Origin of the sequence: Paludifilum halophilum (assembly GCF_002245355.1) — a bacterium.
Taxonomy (GTDB): domain Bacteria; phylum Bacillota; class Bacilli; order Thermoactinomycetales; family DSM-45169; genus Paludifilum; species Paludifilum halophilum.
Genome location: NZ_NOWF01000011.1, coordinates 67,260 through 84,727, shown reverse-complemented (window position 1 = coordinate 84,727; position 17,468 = coordinate 67,260). Strand labels below are relative to the sequence as shown.

Genomic DNA, 17,468 nt, shown 5'->3' with positions numbered 1-17,468 from the left:
GCCCTTTTGATTCAGCCTTTGTGGATCCGCAGGCGGCGGGCGAACAGCAACAACCCGCCGGCCAGAGCGCTCATCAAACCGCCGGCCAGCTGGATGGGATAAGAGGTGGAGGTATCCGGCATCTCTTTGCCTTCTTCCTCTTCGTTGTCTCCATCCTTTTCGTCAGAAGACAGCTTTTGCTGATCTTTGGCATTTTCCAGTTGTCCGACGGATTCAGGCCGTTCTTCTTTGGGGGGGTCGGTCGGTGTCGGTGTTTCGATTACATTGTCGGGATCATCGCCGGGTTCTTCGCCGGGATTATCGCCGGGTTCTTCGCCGGGATTATCGCCGGGTTCCTCACCGGGATTGTCACCGGGTTCTTCGCCGGGATTATCGCCGGGTTCTTCGCCGGGATTATCGCCGGGTTCCTCACCGGGATTGTCACCGGGTTCGCCGGGATTATCGCCGGGCTCTTCGCCGGGATTGTCACCGGGATGATCACCGGGTTCTTCCCCGGGATTATCGCCGGGTTCCTCACCGGGATGATCACCGGGTTCTTCGCCGGGGTTATCACCGGGCTCTTCCCCGGGATTATCGCCGGGCTCTTCGCCGGGGTTATCACCAGGCTCTTCCCCGGGGTCTTCGTCACAGGGCAGACCCGGTATACAATCAGGACTTTGGATTTCTACATCCAAGCCTTCATCCAAGCCCGCTTCCACGGATACCCCCGTATCCGCATCCTCTATGTTTTCGGAAGGGCTGGCATAGACCGGGTTGGCTACCATCAGGCCCAAAGCCGTGACGGATGCAACGGTGGTCACTTTGGCTTTACGCTTGACTACCAAAAATGTTTCCTCCCTTACAATCATATTCCTTTTGATTATGCCTTGATTTTCAGTCATTTTAAATCATACATTAGTTCTATTTTGATATTTTAAACGAAAGGAGGGAAACCAAACCCCTTGAAACAGCAGGTTTTTGACGGAAAGAGGGTGTCCAGCAATACCTGTTCATGGTAGAATAAAAGTCAGTGTAGCGCATGTAGAAACTTGTAGAAAAAAGACGGTTTTCTGTCGATCGATCTCCTTGAACATTATGAACCCGTTGACATTCCCTACATAGATGATCGGATATTTTGCAAGAAGGAGAAAGAGGTTCATGAACATGAAAAAGAAAGGCGAGTGGATCCGGGATACCTATCAGGTTCTCAATGCTTTCCCCTTTGTACAGGGAGTGCTCTACTACACCCAGGTCGTTTCCAAGTCTACCACCCGCCCGGAGGACGCTTCTGATCATCCGACGCGATTTATTCACGGAATCGACATCCGCTATTTAGAGCGCGGTGCGCGGTTGGAAGCGTTGCTTCAGCGGGATCGCTCCTCTTTCTTTCCGCTTCAGGGATTGTTCGTGGAGGACGGCATGCTGTACCAGGTGTTCGGAAAGCTGGAAGGGACACTGATGGCTCATCATCTCTATCAGTCGGTGCCCTTTTCTCTCCAGGAGGCTCTCTTTGTGCTGAAGGAGGTATCCGGTCACTTGGTCCGGATGGACGACAAGGGGCAATTTACATTGGTTCATCCCCAGAACATGCTCCTCACCGGGGATTCCGTCCGTTTTCTGTATGGGGGCCCGTCGGGGGTCCTGCCTAAGCTGGGCGCCCCCTCTTCCCAGTCGGAGGATCCCGCTGAACGGGAGCGCCGGAGAAAATCGATGGATGTCTACTCCGTCGGCGCTCTGGCTTACATCATGTTGACAGGGGCGAGCCCTGCAACTGAAGGGGAAATCGATCCGATCGCGGCTTACCGCGGCGATGTACCGTCGGAACTGGAAGATCTCGTTGTACGGAGCCTGTCGATGAATCCGTTACAGCGTCCGCAGATGGCGGATTGGTGGCGCTGGATTCAAACGGTTTCGGTCAACAACCGGGATTTTCAAAAAAAAAAAGATGACCCCGTTTACTACCTGAAGCCGGACATTGTCAGCCTGCAACAAAGTTTATTTCACCGGCTGGTATCGGAACCGGTCCCTCCGGAACGCCCCGAATCGGCGATGGATCCCGACGAGATGGAAGGGTGGCAGGCCGGTGAACTGGACTCACCCGGGGCCGGTGGTCCGGGTCCATCGGAGGAGAAGCCCAAAGGACAGATGGTCTGGTCCAAGGATGGGCAGGCCGGTGGACCGGAACCATTGACTTCTCCCTCCACTCCCGCCATCCCGGAGGGTAAAACCCGCCCGACACCTCCGAAAGGGCGCAAACCCCCTTTCCGCTTCGACCCGGTCTCGGACTCTTCCGAGAAGGAATCTCGACAACCGTTCTTTTTCAAGCGAAAACCGGTATGGATCACCGCTGTCACCCTCTTCGTCATGACCCTCGGATTCGTCTACCTCTTTGCCAGTGGAACGCTCGGCACTCCGGATTCGGAGGCGGCGGCCCAATATTATGGGGAATCGATGAAGTTGCTGGATCAGGAAAAGCTGGATGCAGCGATTTCCCAGGCCAAAGAGGCGGTTCATGCGGATCCCGAAGAAAAAACTTACCTGCTTCACCTGGCGAAACTGTACTGGGAGAAGGAGGAGTATCGCAAAGCTGTGGACACCTTGGAACAAGGGGTTGAGAAAATTCCGGATGCGGAGGTTTACGAAGCGTTGGCCATATACGCCTTGAAAGCCGACGATCTGGATCGGGCGGAGAAAGCGATCGATCAAGCGATCTCCATGGACGAGGAAAATCCGCAGTTTTACTATCACCGAGGAAGGGTCGACGGAGCGAGAAAGGAATATGCCGCTGCCGTCCGTTCCTTTAAAAAAGCGATTCGCCTGGATCCGAAAGATGCGCGTTATCATAACAGTCTCTCCACCTACCTCTTAAAAGAAGGCGATTACAAAGAAGCGAAAGATCACGCCCGAAAAGCGACGGAGCTGGATCCGGAAGTCGACGATTACTGGGTGAAATTGGGGAAAGCTCAATTGGCGGACCGGGGCCGGATTTCCAATGACAAAGAGCTCTCCTCCAAAGAAAAGGAGTCCCGGGCCAAGGATCGGTCCAAAAAAGCCATCCGTGCATTCAACCAGGCTGTAGAGCTGGAACCGAAAAACGCGACAGCTTATTATTATCTTTCCATCTCCCAGTACTATTACGAAGATTACGAGTCCGCGGAAAAGAGTGCCCGGCGTTCCGTTCGGTTAAGCCCGAAAGTGGCTTCCTTCCGTTATCAGTATGGAGTTGTGCTGCAACGATTGGACAAGCGGAAAAAAGCCGCTGAAAACTATGAGAAGGCCCTTAAGCTGGATCCCGGAAATATGCTGTACAAGAAAGCGGTGGAACAGATTCAGTGAGCCGGGATTGTCTGCCGGACCAACATTCAGGAAAGAGGAGAAACGGGGATGTGGTGGACCACTTCCGACCGCGAAGGGAGGTAGGCGATGATGCGCGTATTGATGATTCTTTATAAGGATATTCACTACGACTCCCGTACTCAGAGGGAGGCCCTCGCTCTTGCCCGGGCGGGATGGGAGGTGGACATCGCCTGTTTGCACACCACGGCTCTGCCTCCGCCGGACTTGCATGAAAAGATCCGCCTTCTCCGCTTTCCCATCCATACCAAGCAATTGAAACGCTATGTGGAACGGAAGGCGGATCGGCGCGTCAAGCAGGGAGTGTATCGCGTTGTCCGCACTCCTTTCGTCAAACTGGCCAAGGATGTCGTTGCCCAGCGTCAGTTTGCACTGAAAGTGTGGGGTTTGTGCGAAGGGGCAGCCTATGACGCGGTTCATTGTCATGACTTGAGTACACTGAGCATCGGCGTCTATCTGAAACGGAAAAAGGGCTATGCCTTGATCTACGACGCCCGTGAAATCTTTAGAGAGCGAAAAGGCAAAGGGCGATGGGAGCGTATGGTCGGCAATCAGGCGGAGTCCTGGTGGATTGAGGACGTCGATCAGCTAATCACGGTCAATTCATTGATGGAAGAGGAATACAAAAAACGCTGTCCCGACCTGCCGACCACCGTCGTGCGCAATATCCCGGAACCCCCGGCGAAACGGCCTGAAAAAAAGGAGTACTTCCATCGCTTATATCGCTTGCCCGCAGGGGATCAAGTCGTCCTATACCAGGGGAGCTTTTTTCGGGACCGGGGATTGGAGGAGCTGATTTCCGCCTTTGCCCACCTTTCCGAAGACCGCAAGCTGGTTTTGCTGGGTTACGGGGATTGGAAAGGTCGTCTGGAGCGAATGGTTTACTCGAAAGGGCTTGAGGAGCGCGTTTTTTTCCATCCGCCGCTTTTGCCGGAGGAAATGCTGGAAGTGACGGCCCACGCCGATCTCGGAACGGTCCTCTATCCCGGTGAATCCCTGAATAGCCGCTTGTACACGCCTAGCAAAATTTTTGAATACATCCAGGCGGGAATCCCGGTGGTATCCGGTAATCAGCCGGGAAAAGCTGCTGTGGTTGAAACCCATCAAACGGGGAAACTAGTCGACGCCCGCGATATCCCGGAAGTGGCCCGAGCGATCGATGAAGTGCTGACGGAACCGGATCCCTATTTGATCGGTACCTTAAAAGCGGGAAAGCGGTTGACATGGGAACAGGAACAGCAGCAGTTGCTGCGGTTGTACGAACAGATCGAAGCGGTAGGGGAAAAAACGAAAGCGTATGTTTCCATCCAACCTCACCTGAGGGAACTGTAAACCTCACTCCATTTGCTCCCAGCCCACGTCCAGGAGGGAAAGTGAAGCGCTTTCCCTCAACCGGGTTCCCCGGCGGCTCCGGGGGATGAGCCGCTTTTTCATGACCTTCGGCGGCTCTCCGAAGAATAGAAGGTTCCCTGCATGTAGAGGCGGGTTGAACGGAGAAAAAAGTGGGTTGACTTTGCGTACGGATTCATAGTATGATAATTATTGTGTCCGGAAGGGAAAAGTTTAATAAGGGGCTGTAGCTCAGCTGGGAGAGCGCCTCGTTCGCAACGAGGAGGTCGGCGGTTCGAGCCCGCTCAGCTCCACCAAAGGGAACCCGCATCTTTTCAGATGCGGGTTTTTTAATGGGTTTCAGCTGGACCCGATGATTTTTCGTCAGGAGGCTTTTATCGGTGGTTTGTGAAATATTTACTTTAAAAGGTCGATTTATCCGGAATGAAAAAAAAGGTATAGTAAAATCAGATGATGAGAAAGGGGTATGAAAGTGGAGGAGAATCAAGCGAATATCACGGAAAAACCATCGCTGTTCGGAGTGTTGCTTTCTCCGAAAGAGCATTTTCAGCGTATGCGGGAGAATCCCCGCTTCGTACTGGCTTTTATCACCGTGGTTGTATTATCTGCCGTTTTTTCGAGTGTTACGATGTGGGCTTTGGTTCAAAACCCTGCGATTCAGGAGGAGATGGGCTTTCAGGGGGAAACGGAGCTCCCTGTGGAAATGATGACGGGATTGATCGTGGGTTCGGCGGCTTTTGGCTCCCTGGTGGGTGTTCCGATCGCGATTTTATTAACCACTCTGTTCCACTGGCTGTTGGTAATGCTGTTTCAGGGGAACGCCACTTATCGTCAGATTCTGTCCCTGAACAGTCATCTGAATATTTTACCGGTGATCAGCAGTCTGATTTATCTGGTGGTTGTTTTGGCAACAGGCGGTGGCGGAGGGGATCCCCAGGTAGTTCCCACCAGTCTGGCCGCCTTCATCCCGGCTGAAGGGTTTGTCGGGGGGTTGCTGGCACAGATAGAGGTTTTTGCTATCTGGCAGTTGGTACTCACCGCCGGAGGTTTGTCGGTCATCGGAGGTCTTTCCAAAGGAAAAGGATGGGCGGTGGCCCTGATTGTGTTTGGAGCCGGGCTTCTCCTTTCATCGGGAATGGCGGCGATGGGTGAAGTGGCCAACTCCATGAATATGAATTCATAACGACGGAGGTAGAGAATGAATAAAAAGGCTTGGATCGGTCTGGGTCTTGCGGTTTTGATCGTCGGGATGGTATCGGTTTATGTCCTGCAAAACCGGACAGAGGCGGCGGAGGTAAACGTGACACAGCTCGAGAAGGCCGAAATCCGGGAGGAAGTGACCACATCCGGAACGTTGGCGCCCAAAGAGCGGGAGAATATCTACGACCGGCGGGAACGCGGACAACTGGATGAAGTACGGGTCGAACGGGACGAAAAAGTGGAGGAGGGGGATACGATCCTCCAATACAAAAACCCCTACGGCAAGGTGAAGAGCACGATGGACGGGACTGTCATCCAGGTCAATGAAATCGATCCCACCGGGGCCTCCAATCGGCCGGTGGTCGTAATCGCCGACCTGGACCAACAAGTGATCCAGGCGGAGGTATCCGAATATGATGCCCTCAAAGTGAAAGAAGGGCAACCGGTGACTCTGCAATGGGACGCCGATCCGGACCGGAAGTGGCGCGGAGAAGTGGAACGGGTCTCCCGCTTGCCCAAAGAGCAGGAAGTCGAAGCAACAGCCGGTTCCGACGATCGGCAGGTCATGTATCCTATCGAAATCCGGTTGGAGAAAAAGATTCCCCTGAAACTGGGTTCCCGGTTGATGGCGGTGATTGAAACCGATAACCAAAAAGTGGATTCCCTCCCGCAAAGCGCTTTGATTCGACGGGGGAAACAGGAAGGGGTTTATCTCATCAAACAGGGGCGGGCCGCCTTTCAAGAGGTGAAAGTGGGAATCACGGACGGGGAGCGGGTGGAAATCCGGTCCGGACTGGACCCGGAGGATCGTGTGATCATCGATCCACCGGAGGATCTGAAAAACGGGTCGGAAGTGACTGTCCGATGATCCGGTTGGAAAATGTAACGAAAACCTACCAGGCGGGAAGTATTGCCGTTCCGGTGTTGAAAGGGATATCCGCGGAAGTGGAGGAAGGGGAATACGTCTCTATTATGGGGCCGTCGGGCTCTGGGAAATCGACTCTGATGAATCTGCTCGGTTGTCTCGACCGGCCGACCACCGGTGAATACGATTTAAACGGCCGGGCCGTCTCCGGGATGGAGGAAAAGGATCTGGCCGCTCTCCGCAACCGATGGATTGGGTTTGTTTTTCAGCAATTTCATCTATTGCCTCGCATGAGCGCCCGGCGCAATGTGGAGCTTCCCCTGATCTACGCCGGGCTGTCGAAGAAGGAACGGGAGCAGCGGGCCGAGGAAGCTTTGGTTAAAGTAGGGTTGCAAGACCGGAAGAATCACCTTCCCGCGGAGTTGTCCGGTGGACAGCAGCAGCGGGTATCCATTGCCAGGGCGCTGGTCAACCGACCCCGATTGTTGTTGGCGGATGAACCGACGGGGGCTTTGGATACGGCTTCCGGAGATCGGGTTTTGGACCTTTTTGACGGATTGCATCGGGAGGGGCGCACAGTGATCGTAATCACCCACGACCCTGAAGTGGCCCAGCGCGCCCAACGTCAAATCGAGATCCGCGACGGTGAGATGATCAAGGACTCCGGCCGAGACATAGAGAAGGAGGGAGTCCGGTGAATCTCTGGGAAAATTTTAAAATGGCCCTGGATTCCATTCGAAGTCACAAAATGCGGGCGTTTCTAACCATGTTGGGCATTGTAATCGGGGTCGCTTCCGTTCTGATCATTGTCGCCATCGGTGAGGGAGGAACAGATCGTTTGACCGAATCCTTCGCCGGAGCAGGAAACACGATCAATGTCATGCCCAGTCAGGATGTCCAGATGAGCCATAACGGCCAGCTTCCTCCCGATTTTATCACCCGGCAGGATATTCGGGACTTGGAAGACTTACCGAGTGTCAAGCGAGTGGCGACCGCCAGTTATGAATCCCTGGACGTCCGATTTCGGGAAAAGAAGAGCGAAGGGACGATGGTTCTCGGAATCAATAACAATGTCTACATGGATATGAGTGATGAAAGCGTGGCCCAGGGTCGCCGGTTTCAGGCCGCCGATTTCCGGCGCGGGAATGCCGGAGCCATTATCAGCCACAAAGTGAAGGAAGACTTGTTTCCCGATAAACAACCGGTCGGCCAAATCATTCGGGTCGGTCAACAGCCCGTTCGCATTATCGGTGTATTGGATTCCCCTGATGGAATTTTCGGCTCCTTGCAACAATCGCAGGTTTATCTGCCCGATCAAACCTGGAGGAACGTCATCGGGAAAAACCAGATCAATCAAGTGGTGATTCAGGCGGAAAGTGCCGATCAAATCCGGCAGGCAGGCGATGCGGCGATTCAAGTTCTGGAACGAAATCATCGTACAGAAGGGGATTATGAAGTCATGAACTTGGATCAATTAGTGAAAGGGATGAATCAGGTGGCCCGGATCATGACGATTGTGATCGGGAGCATCGGTGGAATTTCCCTGTTGGTCGGTGGGATCGGTGTGATGAACATCATGTTGGTTTCCGTCACGGAACGGACTCGGGAGATCGGGATCCGGATGTCGCTGGGGGCGACTCGCGGTCAGATTTTAACGCAGTTTTTGATCGAGTCGGTCACTCTTTCCGTGTTAGGGGGGATCGTCGGGATTTTACTGGCTTACGGCGCGACGAGTTTGATTGCACTCCTGTCTCCTTTGCCGGCCGTCGTTTCTCCGGCTGTAGCGACAGGGGCCGTCCTGTTTTCCATTCTGTTCGGAGTGGTGTTCGGACTGCTCCCTGCCAATAAGGCCTCGCGGTTGAATCCCATTGAATGTTTGCGTTATGAATAAGAGCGGGGCGGTAGAAGCGTTGTGACAAAGCTCCTGTTTGGAAGGGGGGGTTCCACACGGAGTGCCTTTGGTTCGTCAGAACAACGAAACGGAGTGTGGAACCCCACCCCGACTCACCAAAGATGTGCTAAAATCACAGCGCCTGTAGAGGAACGTCGCTGTGTCACTCGATTTTGTCGAAAAAAGCGGGTCTGTATGTCCGAATCCCCTTCGAAAAGTGTAGAGAAAAAGGGAAGGGGGAAGATATGTTAGTACGGATCCACATGACTCCGAAGGAGGGCTCTCCTTGGAAGGCAGCTTCGATAAACAAAAAAAGAGAGGCTCCTGGGGGTGGTTGGGGGGTCTTGGAGCCCTGGTCATCAGCGGTCTTAAATACATTCCCTCTCTGCTGAAGCTGGGTAAAGCGGGGGGAACGCTGTGGAGCATGCTTCTGATGGTGGGAGGGTATGCCCTGATCTTTCCCTGGTCCTTTTCCATCGGCTTGGTGGTGATGATTTTTATCCATGAGATGGGCCATATCTGGGCGGCCAAACGGAAAGGGCTTCCCGTTTCCGCTCCGGCGTTCATTCCTTTTTTAGGGGCCTTGATCACGATGAAACGACAGCCCCGGGATGCGGTTACAGAGGCATATATCGCCTATGGGGGTCCCCTGGTGGGGAGTTTGGGCGCTCTGGCCTGTTATGGATTGGCGGTTGTCAGTGAATACGAGGTTTTGTATGCCGTCGCTCTGATCGGGTTTATTCTCAACCTGTTTAATCTCCTTCCGATCCATCCTCTGGACGGAGGGCGCATCGTCACCGCCATTTCACGCTGGTTCTGGGCGGTCGGGCTTGTGGCCGGACTGGTGTTGATCCTCTATACGTTCAACCCGATTTTGATCCTGGTCTGGCTCCTTTTTGCCTTCCAGCTTTGGGATTCCTTCGTCTCCCGGAAAGAAAGCCGGGAGCGCTCTTTCCGCGTTGACGCCGACGTGGATCCGGAGCGGTTTCGCTGGGCTGGAATCATGCTCCCTTCAGAAGGGCATTTTCGCAAACTTCCTTTTCTCCAATACTGCTCTCTGGAAGGAAAGGAACACTGTTGCGATATTTTTTACCCCGGGATCGGGAGGATTCACCGTGTCACCGGATACACGGGCCTCTTCCGGAACTTTCAGCTTTCGCAAACGGAAGTTTTTACCCGACAAGACGGGACTCCCCGTGTACGGATGCGCTTAGAGGCCCAGTACGAACCCGGTACCGATGAAGCGATGTTGCGGAAAGATGAAGCATACTACCGGGTCTCGGCCAAAACGCGTCTGGCTTTCGGGGCGGCCTATTTGGGCCTGGCCGTCTTCCTGATCTATATGCTGGTGATACTCGGCCGCTTCTCCCTCAATGGGTCGATGGTAGTCAGCTGACTGGAGCCCCGCTGTGAATGGCGAAAGCGAAACAAAGGCGATGGACCCCAACCAAGGTGGAACCATCGCCTTTTTTACCGCCGAGGTATATGGTTTTCGGGGGCGGCTGTATATAAAGCTCTTGACCCGCTTTCACGATATGACCGGAGGGGATTGATAGCCCTTATTCCGTCCCGCCCCGGGCTTTCCGGTGAGTTTTTTCTCTTTTTTTTCGGCGGTGGTCTCCGCGGTAAAGCTGCAGAAACAAAAGGTTGTCCGAGTTGGAAGCAGCAGCCGGTAAGGGGCAAGCTCTGTCACTGTTCATGGTGGTAACCGGTTTTTGCCGATGCCGCAGATTCCTCCATATTCGGTGGAATAACGAGGGGCGAATCCTTTTCGGAGTCGAGCGGTCAGTGATCAGCTCGCGTTGTTTTTCCAACACGTTACGCTCCATGTGGTAAAAGTCGAAATACATGGCGGGGAAAACCTCCTTTACATGAAAACACGCCGCCGGCCTCCTCCCGGCCCGCGGCGTTTTAATCATAAAGGAGCCGCAGGCCGAGTACGACCTGCGGCGGTGTTAGCGAAGGAATCGGATGCCTCAACCCGTCGAGCGGTTTTCCCGAAAAAGGGGACCCGCTCGGTTCACCGAGGTCGCCGGTTTGGATGAATGGTTTTTAACACACAAAGTTGGATAGGGCACATGGTTGTCAACCGTGCGGCCCACGGGAAGAAAAGACGGAATATCCAAAAAAGGCACAGGTGTCCCTGCGAGTGTCACACGATTCATCCGTTGCATCACCGACAACCTCCTTTCACAAAACAGAAACAAAATTGGAATAACCTGATTTTAATGATTCATCATGGTATTGTCAACATATAAAAATATTTTTCACCGATAAGCGGTCGATTTTTTCGGAGGACGGTTGTCCTTTTTTCCGCCGCTCAGGTATGGTTAAGATCCACCGAACAAAAATATAAATGAATAGAAGGGGGAAGCAATCGGTGACTTTTAACGGGGATAAAGATTTGATCTTCGATATGGACGGAACGTTGTTTCAGACAGAAACGGTGGCGGTACCCGCTTTTCGACGCACCTTCCAACGGTTGCGGGTCTCGGGGCGTGTACAGGGGGAAAGGCCGACGGATGAAAGGGTTTGTTCGGTTTTCGGTAAGACGCCGCCGGAGATTTGGGACCGGCTTTTACCCGGCTCTTCAGAAGAAGTGAAGGAGCAGGCCGACCAGTGGTGGCTGCAAGATGAGTTGGACTGTCTTTCGGAAGGGATGGGGGCTTTATATCCGGGGGTGGAAGAGGGTCTCCGTGATCTTCGCGACAGAGGCTGGCGGCTCTTTATCGCCAGTAATGGCCTGGGTCCCTATGTTCGGGGGATCTTGGTCACTTTTGGTTTGACTTCTCTTTTTTCCGGAATCTATGCGGCGGGAGAACATCAGATCGGTGAAAAAAAACGGCTGGTGGGGAAACTGATACAGGAACACCAAGTGACATCCGGATGGATGATCGGCGACAGAAGTTCCGATGTTCAGGCGGGAAAGGCCAACGGCCTCCCAGTCATCGGCTGCCGGTACGCCGATTTCCCCTCCTTCGGGGAAGAAGATGAGTTGGAGGGAGCGGATCAGGTCATCGATTCCTTTCAAGAGATTTTGGAGATCGTCGACTAGATCGTGTCTGATCATGAACGATACTGGGTGCGGACGCTGATTTCCGACTCCATGCCGGGTTGCCCTCCCGCAGGTGCAAAACGGTCCGCGACCTTTTCTACGGACCGAACCAGCGGCAAAAGGAAAAGCATCGTGGCCGCTAAAACGGTTCGGTCCTCCGAAAACTCCGCTAGGTTGTCGGTCAAAGGCCGCTACGCGCTGGAAATCGGCGTCCAGCTATTTTCGACGATTTAACAGACACGCTCTACATCAGGGGGGAGGTAAACATGGACGTAAACAGCGTATGGCTGATTTCCTACGGAGAAGCGACTGTGCGTTTGTTGGCCGCTACCGCTTTGGGTGGGCTGATCGGATGGGAACGGGAACATAATAATCACCCGGCGGGGTTTCGCACGCATATCCTGGTCTGTATCGGATCTGCGCTGATTATGTTGATTTCCATGTATGGTTTCGCCCCCTTTATGGAAGAGGAAAAAGTTCGGTTTTCACCGGACCGGATGGCGGCCCAAGTAGTGAGCGGTATCGGCTTTCTGGGTGCTGGGACGATCCTGCGCCAAGGTTTGACGGTCAGCGGTCTGACGACGGCGGCCTCACTGTGGGTGGTGGCGGCGATCGGTTTGGCGGCGGGAGCCGGCTTTTTCTTTCCGGCAGTGTTGACCACGGTATTGGCTTTGGTCAGCCTGGAGCTGCTAAACCGGTTGGAAAACTTCCTCTTTCAACGGAAGCGATTAAAAGTCATTCGTGTTCAGGTGGTGGATCAGCCGGGAAAATTGGGCGAGTTGGCTACCCGGATCGGAAGAACAGGCGCTGCTGTGCGGAAGGTTCAGATCGACGAGGGAGATCCCCAATCCCGGGTGACGGATATTACGTTTACGGTTCGGATGCCCCTTCACCTTCCCCTGGATCGGATGATTGAGGCTGTACGGGAGACGGAAGGGGTCAAGGAAGTGAACATCGATTGAATGGGATGAATGAATGGTATGAAAACGGTCGACCCGCGGAACAATGGTTGATAGAAAAGGGCCCCTTGGCAAATGTGAAACGACCCGCTATAATGAAACTACAAGGTCAAAGTTAGTCAAAGTCAGCCAGGAGGTTGTCCGATGTCAAGCATCTCGGACATCATCGAACGTTACTTGATCAAGATTATAAACGAGGCCCCTGCGGGAACGGTTCAGGTGAAGCGGAGTGAATTGGCCGACTTGTTCCAATGCGTTCCTTCCCAGATCAATTATGTGATTAGTACCCGGTTTACAGTGGAAAAAGGGTATATAGTGGAAAGCAAACGGGGCGGCGGCGGCTATATTCGCATCCGCAAAGTGCGCATTTCGTCGTTTAAAGCGTATTATGACGCACTCCTTCGCATGATCGGGTCCCAGATCACTCAAGCCGCGGCAGAAGATCTGATCGCCAGGCTCAGGGAAGAAGACCTGATGACCGACCGGGAAGCGAAGATGATCCGGCAGCTGATTTCCAGGGAAGTATTGAATTTGCCGGTCCACCTTCGGGATCCGATCCGTGCCCGGGTGATGCGTGCCGTGGTGATGACTCTATTTGCGAGTAAAGGAGAGTGACCTGGATGCAGTGTCAGGAGTGCGGCAAACGTCCGGCAACCCTTCATTACACTAAGATTATCAACGGCGAAAAGACACAATTTCACCTCTGCGAAGTGTGCGCCCAGGAAAAAGGGGAACAGATACCCGGACTTGAAACTGGTTTTTCCATTCACCACTTGCTCTCCGGTCTCTTAAACCTGGATAGTCAGGCCCCCGATGATCAACCCCCGGAGATGGCCGCCCGGCAAAAGGGGCTGCGGTGCCCGACCTGCGGTCTCACATATAACCAGTTCAGCAAAATCGGCCGTTTTGGCTGCAGCGATTGCTACCGGGCCTTTGGAGATCGGTTGGATCCCTTGTTTCGCCGAGTCCACGGAAATACGGCTCACCGGGGGAAAGTGCCGCAACGCACCGGCGGTCAATTGAAGATCCGACGGGAAGTGGAGCGGCTCCAGAGTGAACTTTCAAGGCGTATTCAAAACGAGGAGTTTGAGGAGGCGGCCCGCCTGCGCGACCGCATCCGCGCCCTGCAAGAGAAACTAGAAGGTTAGGGAGGAAGCCGGAATGTCACTTTCACGTTTTATCCAACGGGCCCTGAGCGAATGGATGCGCGGAAAAGGTCCACAATCGGAGATCGTGATCAGCAGCCGGGTGAGAATCGCCCGCAACTTGGCCGGCATGCCCTTTCCCATGTTGGCTACTTCTTCCCAGTCCGCCGATGTGGTCCGCAGGGTGGAGGAAGTCCTTCGCCAGGGCGATGTCCACCCGGCGCTGAAGGGGGCGGAGATGATCCGTATGGATGATCTTTCCGAACTGGAAAAGAGGGTGCTGGTGGAGAAGCACCTGATCAGCCCCCAATTGGCGGAAGAGTCCCGGTACGGAGCCGTGGTCCTCTCTGAAAACGAAGCGGTCAGTATCATGATCAATGAGGAAGACCATTTGCGGATTCAGTGTCTGTTTCCGGGTTTTCAACCCCAGGAGGCCTGGAAGCTGGCCGATGAACTGGATGATTGGTTTGAAAACCGCCTTTCCTACGCTTTCAACGAAAAAAAGGGTTATCTCACCAGCTGTCCCACGAATGTGGGTACGGGGATCCGGGCTTCGGTGATGGTTCACCTGCCGGCTCTGGCCATGATTCAGCAGCTGAATCGATTGTTTCCGGCGATTACCCAAGTGGGCTTGGCAGTCCGGGGGATTTACGGCGAGGGCTCCGAAGCCCTGGGCAACCTTTATCAGGTGTCCAATCAGGTGACTCTGGGACAGCGGGAAGAAGAGATTATCGACAAACTCCAGGGTGTGGTCCGGCAGATGATCCAACATGAACAAAACGCCCGCACCCGGCTGAAGGAAACATCCCTCACCCAACTGGAGGACCGGGTTCACCGCTCCTTCGGCATCCTGTCCACGGCCCGGGTGATCAGTTCCAAGGAAGCGATGGAACGGTTGTCCGACCTCCGACTCGGCATTGATATGGGTCTGTTGACGGGTATTTCCGCCAATGTGATGAATGAGTTGATGGTGATGACTCAACCCGGCTTCCTTCAGCAGTATGCCCATATGCGCCTGGATGCCGATGAGCGGGATATCCGCAGGGCGGTGCTGATCCGGGAGCGGCTTTCCGCCGAAGAAGGATAGAAGTATTGTGAAGCCTTTTTAGGGGAGGACCCAACCCCGACCCATCTAGAAGCGCTGTTTCACCGATACCTACCCAAAGCGAGGTGTTTCTCCATGATGTTTGGACGTTTTACTGAACGGGCGCAAAAAGTGCTTGCCTTGGCCCAGGAAGAGGCTGTCCGTCTGGGTCACAGCAATATCGGCACCGAACATATCCTCCTCGGCCTGGTCCGGGAAGGGGAGGGAATTGCCGCCAAAGCCCTGATGGGGCTGGGCCTGGGATTGGAAAAGATTCAAAAGGAAGTGGAAACACTGATCGGCCGTGGGCAGGGTCAGCCGACCAATATCGCCTATACCCCCCGTGCCAAGAAAGTGATCGAATTGTCGATGGATGAAGCCCGCAAATTGGGCCATACTTACGTCGGCACTGAACATATCCTCCTCGGTCTGATCCGGGAAGGGGAAGGGGTAGCCGCCCGAGTGTTGAATAACTTGGGGGTCAGCCTGAATAAAGCCCGCCAACAGGTGTTGCAACTTCTGGGCAGCTCGGAGGCCGTCTCTTCCCACCAAGGGGCCGGTGCAGGCGCCAACACGCCGACTCTGGACAGCTTGGCCCGGGATCTGACAGCGGCGGCCAAGGAAGATGACCTGGATCCGGTGATCGGAAGAAGCAAAGAGATCGAACGGGTGATTCAAGTTCTTTCCCGCCGGACCAAGAACAATCCGGTTCTGATCGGAGAGCCGGGGGTCGGGAAAACCGCTATCGCTGAAGGGCTGGCCCAAAAGATCATCGATGGGGAGACTCCGGAGACGCTGCGGGGGAAACGAGTGATGACCCTGGATATGGGGACCGTCGTTGCCGGAACCAAATACCGCGGCGAATTTGAAGACCGGTTGAAGAAAATCATGGATGAGATCCGCCAGGCGGGGAATGTGATTCTGTTTATCGATGAGTTGCACACACTGATCGGTGCCGGTGGAGCGGAAGGGGCCATTGATGCTTCCAACATCCTGAAACCGGCTTTGGCTCGGGGGGACCTGCAATGCATCGGGGCGACGACCCTGGATGAATACCGCAAATACATCGAGAAGGATGCCGCTTTGGAGCGCCGATTCCAACCGATCAATGTGGATGAACCGACAGCGGATGAGGCCTTCCTGATTTTGCAAGGGCTGAGGGATCGCTATGAAGCTCACCACCGCGTCAAGATCACTGATGAAGCGATTCGGGAGTCGGTGAAACTGTCCGACCGTTATATCACTGATCGTTATCTGCCGGATAAGGCGATTGACCTGATTGATGAAGCGGCTTCCAAGGTGCGCCTTTCCTCCTATACGGTTCCTCCGGAACTGAAGGAAATGGAGCAGAAGCTGGAAGAAGTCCGCAAGGAGAAGGACGCCGCCGTTCAAAGCCAGGAATTTGAAAAAGCGGCTTCTCTGCGGGATCGGGAGCAGAAGCTGAGAGAAGAGCTGGAAACCACCCGAAACAATTGGAAAGCGGACCAGGGCAAAACGGATTCCGAAGTGAACAGCGAGGATATCGCTGCAGTGGTGGCCAACTGGACCGGGATTCCCGTCAAAAAGCTGGCAGAAGAAGAATCCGTCCGCTTGTTGAATATGGAAGAGATTTTGCACAAACGGGTGATCGGACAGGACGAAGCGGTGCGTTCCGTCTCCCGGGCGATCCGCCGGGCACGGGCCGGGTTAAAGGATCCAAAACGCCCGATCGGTTCTTTTATCTTCCTCGGACCCACCGGTGTGGGTAAAACCGAGCTCGCCCGAGCCTTGGCCGATGTGATGTTCGGTGACGAAGACGCCATGATCCGTATCGATATGTCGGAATACATGGAGAAGCATGCCACCGCACGCCTCGTCGGGGCGCCTCCGGGGTATGTCGGGTATGACGAGGGGGGACAGCTGACCGAAAAGGTTCGTCGCAAGCCCTACTCTGTCGTCTTGTTTGACGAAGTGGAAAAGGGTCATCCTGAAGTGTTTAACGTGATGCTTCAGGTGTTGGAAGACGGCCGTCTGACCGATGGAAAGGGGCGCACCGTCGATTTTCGCAACACCGTCATTATCATGACTTCCAATGTCGGGGCGGATTTGATCCGTAAAAACACCCGTCTTGGATTTGCCACCGGGGAGACCGAGGTGGACGAATATCAAAGCATGAAGGATAATGTGATGGAAGAGCTGAGAAAGAGCTTCCGTCCCGAATTCCTCAACCGAGTGGATGATGTGATCGTCTTCCACTCGTTGAAAGAAGAACACCTGCAAGAGATCGTCTCTCTCATGTCCGATCAGCTCCGAAAACGTCTTCAAGAGCAGGAGATCGACTTTATCCTCAGTGATGCCGCGGCTCGGAAGCTGGCCAAAGCCGGCTTTGATCCGATCTATGGTGCCCGTCCCCTGCGCCGGGCCATCCAGAAGCACATCGAGGACCGCTTGTCGGAGGAACTGCTCAAAGGAAATATCCAACACGGCGATACGGTGGAAATCGACGAAGAAGACGGGGAACTGACGGTTCGCCGCTCAGAGCTTTCCCCCTCGGGTAGCCAGTAATATCGCCTGTCATCCGCCTCCTCCCGGTTCTTCCGAGGGGGA

The 17,468-nt window shown here is 54.3% G+C and carries 16 protein-coding genes and 1 tRNA gene; 15 read left to right on the top strand and 2 right to left on the bottom strand.

Translation table 11 applies throughout. The features are described from left to right. Positions 1–11: 11 nt before the first annotated feature. Positions 12–824, bottom strand: a complete 813-nt coding sequence (locus tag CHM34_RS19405; protein WP_094265597.1) for a hypothetical protein — start codon at positions 822–824, stop codon at positions 12–14. A 313-nt stretch (positions 825–1,137) separates the two neighbouring features. Here CHM34_RS19405 and CHM34_RS15940 point away from each other — a divergent pair, with 313 nt between their 5' ends. The 9 genes from CHM34_RS15940 (at position 1,138) to CHM34_RS19400 (ending at position 10,192) form a co-directional block, all read left to right on the top strand. Further along, a complete protein-coding gene (locus tag CHM34_RS15940; protein ID WP_169713780.1) occupies positions 1,138–3,315 on the top strand; it encodes a protein kinase family protein in 2,178 nt (725 codons plus the stop codon). A gap of 87 nt (positions 3,316–3,402) precedes the next feature. Continuing rightward, on the top strand, positions 3,403–4,665 hold the full coding sequence (locus CHM34_RS15935) for a glycosyltransferase family 4 protein (RefSeq protein ID WP_094265595.1): 1,263 nt from the start codon (positions 3,403–3,405) through the stop codon (positions 4,663–4,665). A 238-nt stretch (positions 4,666–4,903) separates the two neighbouring features. Beyond that, positions 4,904–4,979, top strand: a tRNA-Ala gene (locus tag CHM34_RS15930). Between the two features lie 170 nt (positions 4,980–5,149). Then, a complete protein-coding gene (yknW, locus tag CHM34_RS15925; RefSeq protein WP_094265594.1) occupies positions 5,150–5,866 on the top strand; it encodes a YknW family membrane protein in 717 nt (238 codons plus the stop codon). 15 nt (positions 5,867–5,881) lie between these two features. Beyond that, positions 5,882–6,751 carry an efflux RND transporter periplasmic adaptor subunit gene (locus tag CHM34_RS15920; protein WP_094265593.1) on the top strand — a complete coding sequence of 290 codons (870 nt, stop codon included), beginning with the start codon at positions 5,882–5,884 and terminating at the stop codon, positions 6,749–6,751. Next, a complete protein-coding gene (locus CHM34_RS15915) occupies positions 6,748–7,446 on the top strand; it encodes an ABC transporter ATP-binding protein (RefSeq protein ID WP_094265592.1) in 699 nt (232 codons plus the stop codon). Before CHM34_RS15920 ends, CHM34_RS15915 begins: the two co-directional genes overlap by 4 nt. Then, positions 7,443–8,639: an ABC transporter permease gene (locus CHM34_RS15910; RefSeq protein WP_094265591.1), complete on the top strand. Its 1,197-nt coding sequence runs from the start codon at positions 7,443–7,445 to the stop codon at positions 8,637–8,639. The genes CHM34_RS15915 and CHM34_RS15910 overlap by 4 nt, the downstream gene beginning before the upstream one ends. Before the next feature lie 286 nt (positions 8,640–8,925). Then, positions 8,926–10,035 carry a site-2 protease family protein gene (locus tag CHM34_RS15905; protein ID WP_094265590.1) on the top strand — a complete coding sequence of 370 codons (1,110 nt, stop codon included), beginning with the start codon at positions 8,926–8,928 and terminating at the stop codon, positions 10,033–10,035. A 13-nt stretch (positions 10,036–10,048) separates the two neighbouring features. Then, the gene (locus CHM34_RS19400) at positions 10,049–10,192 is read left to right on the top strand and encodes a hypothetical protein (RefSeq protein WP_169713779.1); all 144 of its coding nucleotides are present in this window, start codon (positions 10,049–10,051) and stop codon (positions 10,190–10,192) included. 6 nt (positions 10,193–10,198) lie between these two features. Here CHM34_RS19400 and CHM34_RS15900 read toward each other — a convergent pair whose 3' ends face one another. Further along, the gene (locus tag CHM34_RS15900; RefSeq protein ID WP_094265589.1) at positions 10,199–10,489 is read right to left on the bottom strand and encodes a hypothetical protein; all 291 of its coding nucleotides are present in this window, start codon (positions 10,487–10,489) and stop codon (positions 10,199–10,201) included. Between the two features lie 530 nt (positions 10,490–11,019). Here CHM34_RS15900 and CHM34_RS15890 point away from each other — a divergent pair. The 6 genes from CHM34_RS15890 to CHM34_RS15865 all read left to right on the top strand — a co-directional run bounded on the left by CHM34_RS15890 (position 11,020) and on the right by CHM34_RS15865 (position 17,426). After that, the gene (locus CHM34_RS15890; RefSeq protein WP_240512054.1) at positions 11,020–11,694 is read left to right on the top strand and encodes an HAD family hydrolase; all 675 of its coding nucleotides are present in this window, start codon (positions 11,020–11,022) and stop codon (positions 11,692–11,694) included. Positions 11,695–11,960: 266 nt separating this feature from the next. Continuing rightward, positions 11,961–12,656 carry an MgtC/SapB family protein gene (locus CHM34_RS15885; RefSeq protein WP_094265586.1) on the top strand — a complete coding sequence of 232 codons (696 nt, stop codon included), beginning with the start codon at positions 11,961–11,963 and terminating at the stop codon, positions 12,654–12,656. Between the two features lie 141 nt (positions 12,657–12,797). Continuing rightward, entirely contained in the window at positions 12,798–13,268 is a 471-nt protein-coding gene (locus tag CHM34_RS15880) for a CtsR family transcriptional regulator (RefSeq protein ID WP_094265585.1), read from the top strand. Between the two features lie 5 nt (positions 13,269–13,273). Then, entirely contained in the window at positions 13,274–13,801 is a 528-nt protein-coding gene (gene mcsA / locus CHM34_RS15875; RefSeq protein ID WP_094265584.1) for a protein-arginine kinase activator protein McsA, read from the top strand. Positions 13,802–13,814: 13 nt separating this feature from the next. Next, positions 13,815–14,885, top strand: a complete 1,071-nt coding sequence (gene mcsB / locus CHM34_RS15870) for a protein-arginine kinase McsB (protein ID WP_094265583.1) — start codon at positions 13,815–13,817, stop codon at positions 14,883–14,885. Between the two features lie 93 nt (positions 14,886–14,978). Beyond that, positions 14,979–17,426: an ATP-dependent Clp protease ATP-binding subunit gene (locus CHM34_RS15865; RefSeq protein WP_094265582.1), complete on the top strand. Its 2,448-nt coding sequence runs from the start codon at positions 14,979–14,981 to the stop codon at positions 17,424–17,426. The last annotated feature ends 42 nt before the right edge of the window (positions 17,427–17,468 follow it).

Coding starts and splice junctions, on each gene's coding strand:
- CHM34_RS15935 (WP_094265595.1), top strand. CDS start 3,403: ATGATGCGCGTATTGATGATTCTTTATAAGGATATTCACTACGACTCC.
- CHM34_RS15900 (WP_094265589.1), bottom strand. CDS start 10,489: ATGTATTTCGACTTTTACCACATGGAGCGTAACGTGTTGGAAAAACAA.
- CHM34_RS15940 (WP_169713780.1), top strand. CDS start 1,138: ATGAACATGAAAAAGAAAGGCGAGTGGATCCGGGATACCTATCAGGTT.
- CHM34_RS15920 (WP_094265593.1), top strand. CDS start 5,882: ATGAATAAAAAGGCTTGGATCGGTCTGGGTCTTGCGGTTTTGATCGTC.
- yknW (WP_094265594.1), top strand. CDS start 5,150: ATGAAAGTGGAGGAGAATCAAGCGAATATCACGGAAAAACCATCGCTG.
- CHM34_RS15880 (WP_094265585.1), top strand. CDS start 12,798: ATGTCAAGCATCTCGGACATCATCGAACGTTACTTGATCAAGATTATA.
- CHM34_RS15885 (WP_094265586.1), top strand. CDS start 11,961: ATGGACGTAAACAGCGTATGGCTGATTTCCTACGGAGAAGCGACTGTG.
- CHM34_RS15865 (WP_094265582.1), top strand. CDS start 14,979: ATGATGTTTGGACGTTTTACTGAACGGGCGCAAAAAGTGCTTGCCTTG.
- mcsA (WP_094265584.1), top strand. CDS start 13,274: ATGCAGTGTCAGGAGTGCGGCAAACGTCCGGCAACCCTTCATTACACT.
- mcsB (WP_094265583.1), top strand. CDS start 13,815: ATGTCACTTTCACGTTTTATCCAACGGGCCCTGAGCGAATGGATGCGC.
- CHM34_RS15915 (WP_094265592.1), top strand. CDS start 6,748: ATGATCCGGTTGGAAAATGTAACGAAAACCTACCAGGCGGGAAGTATT.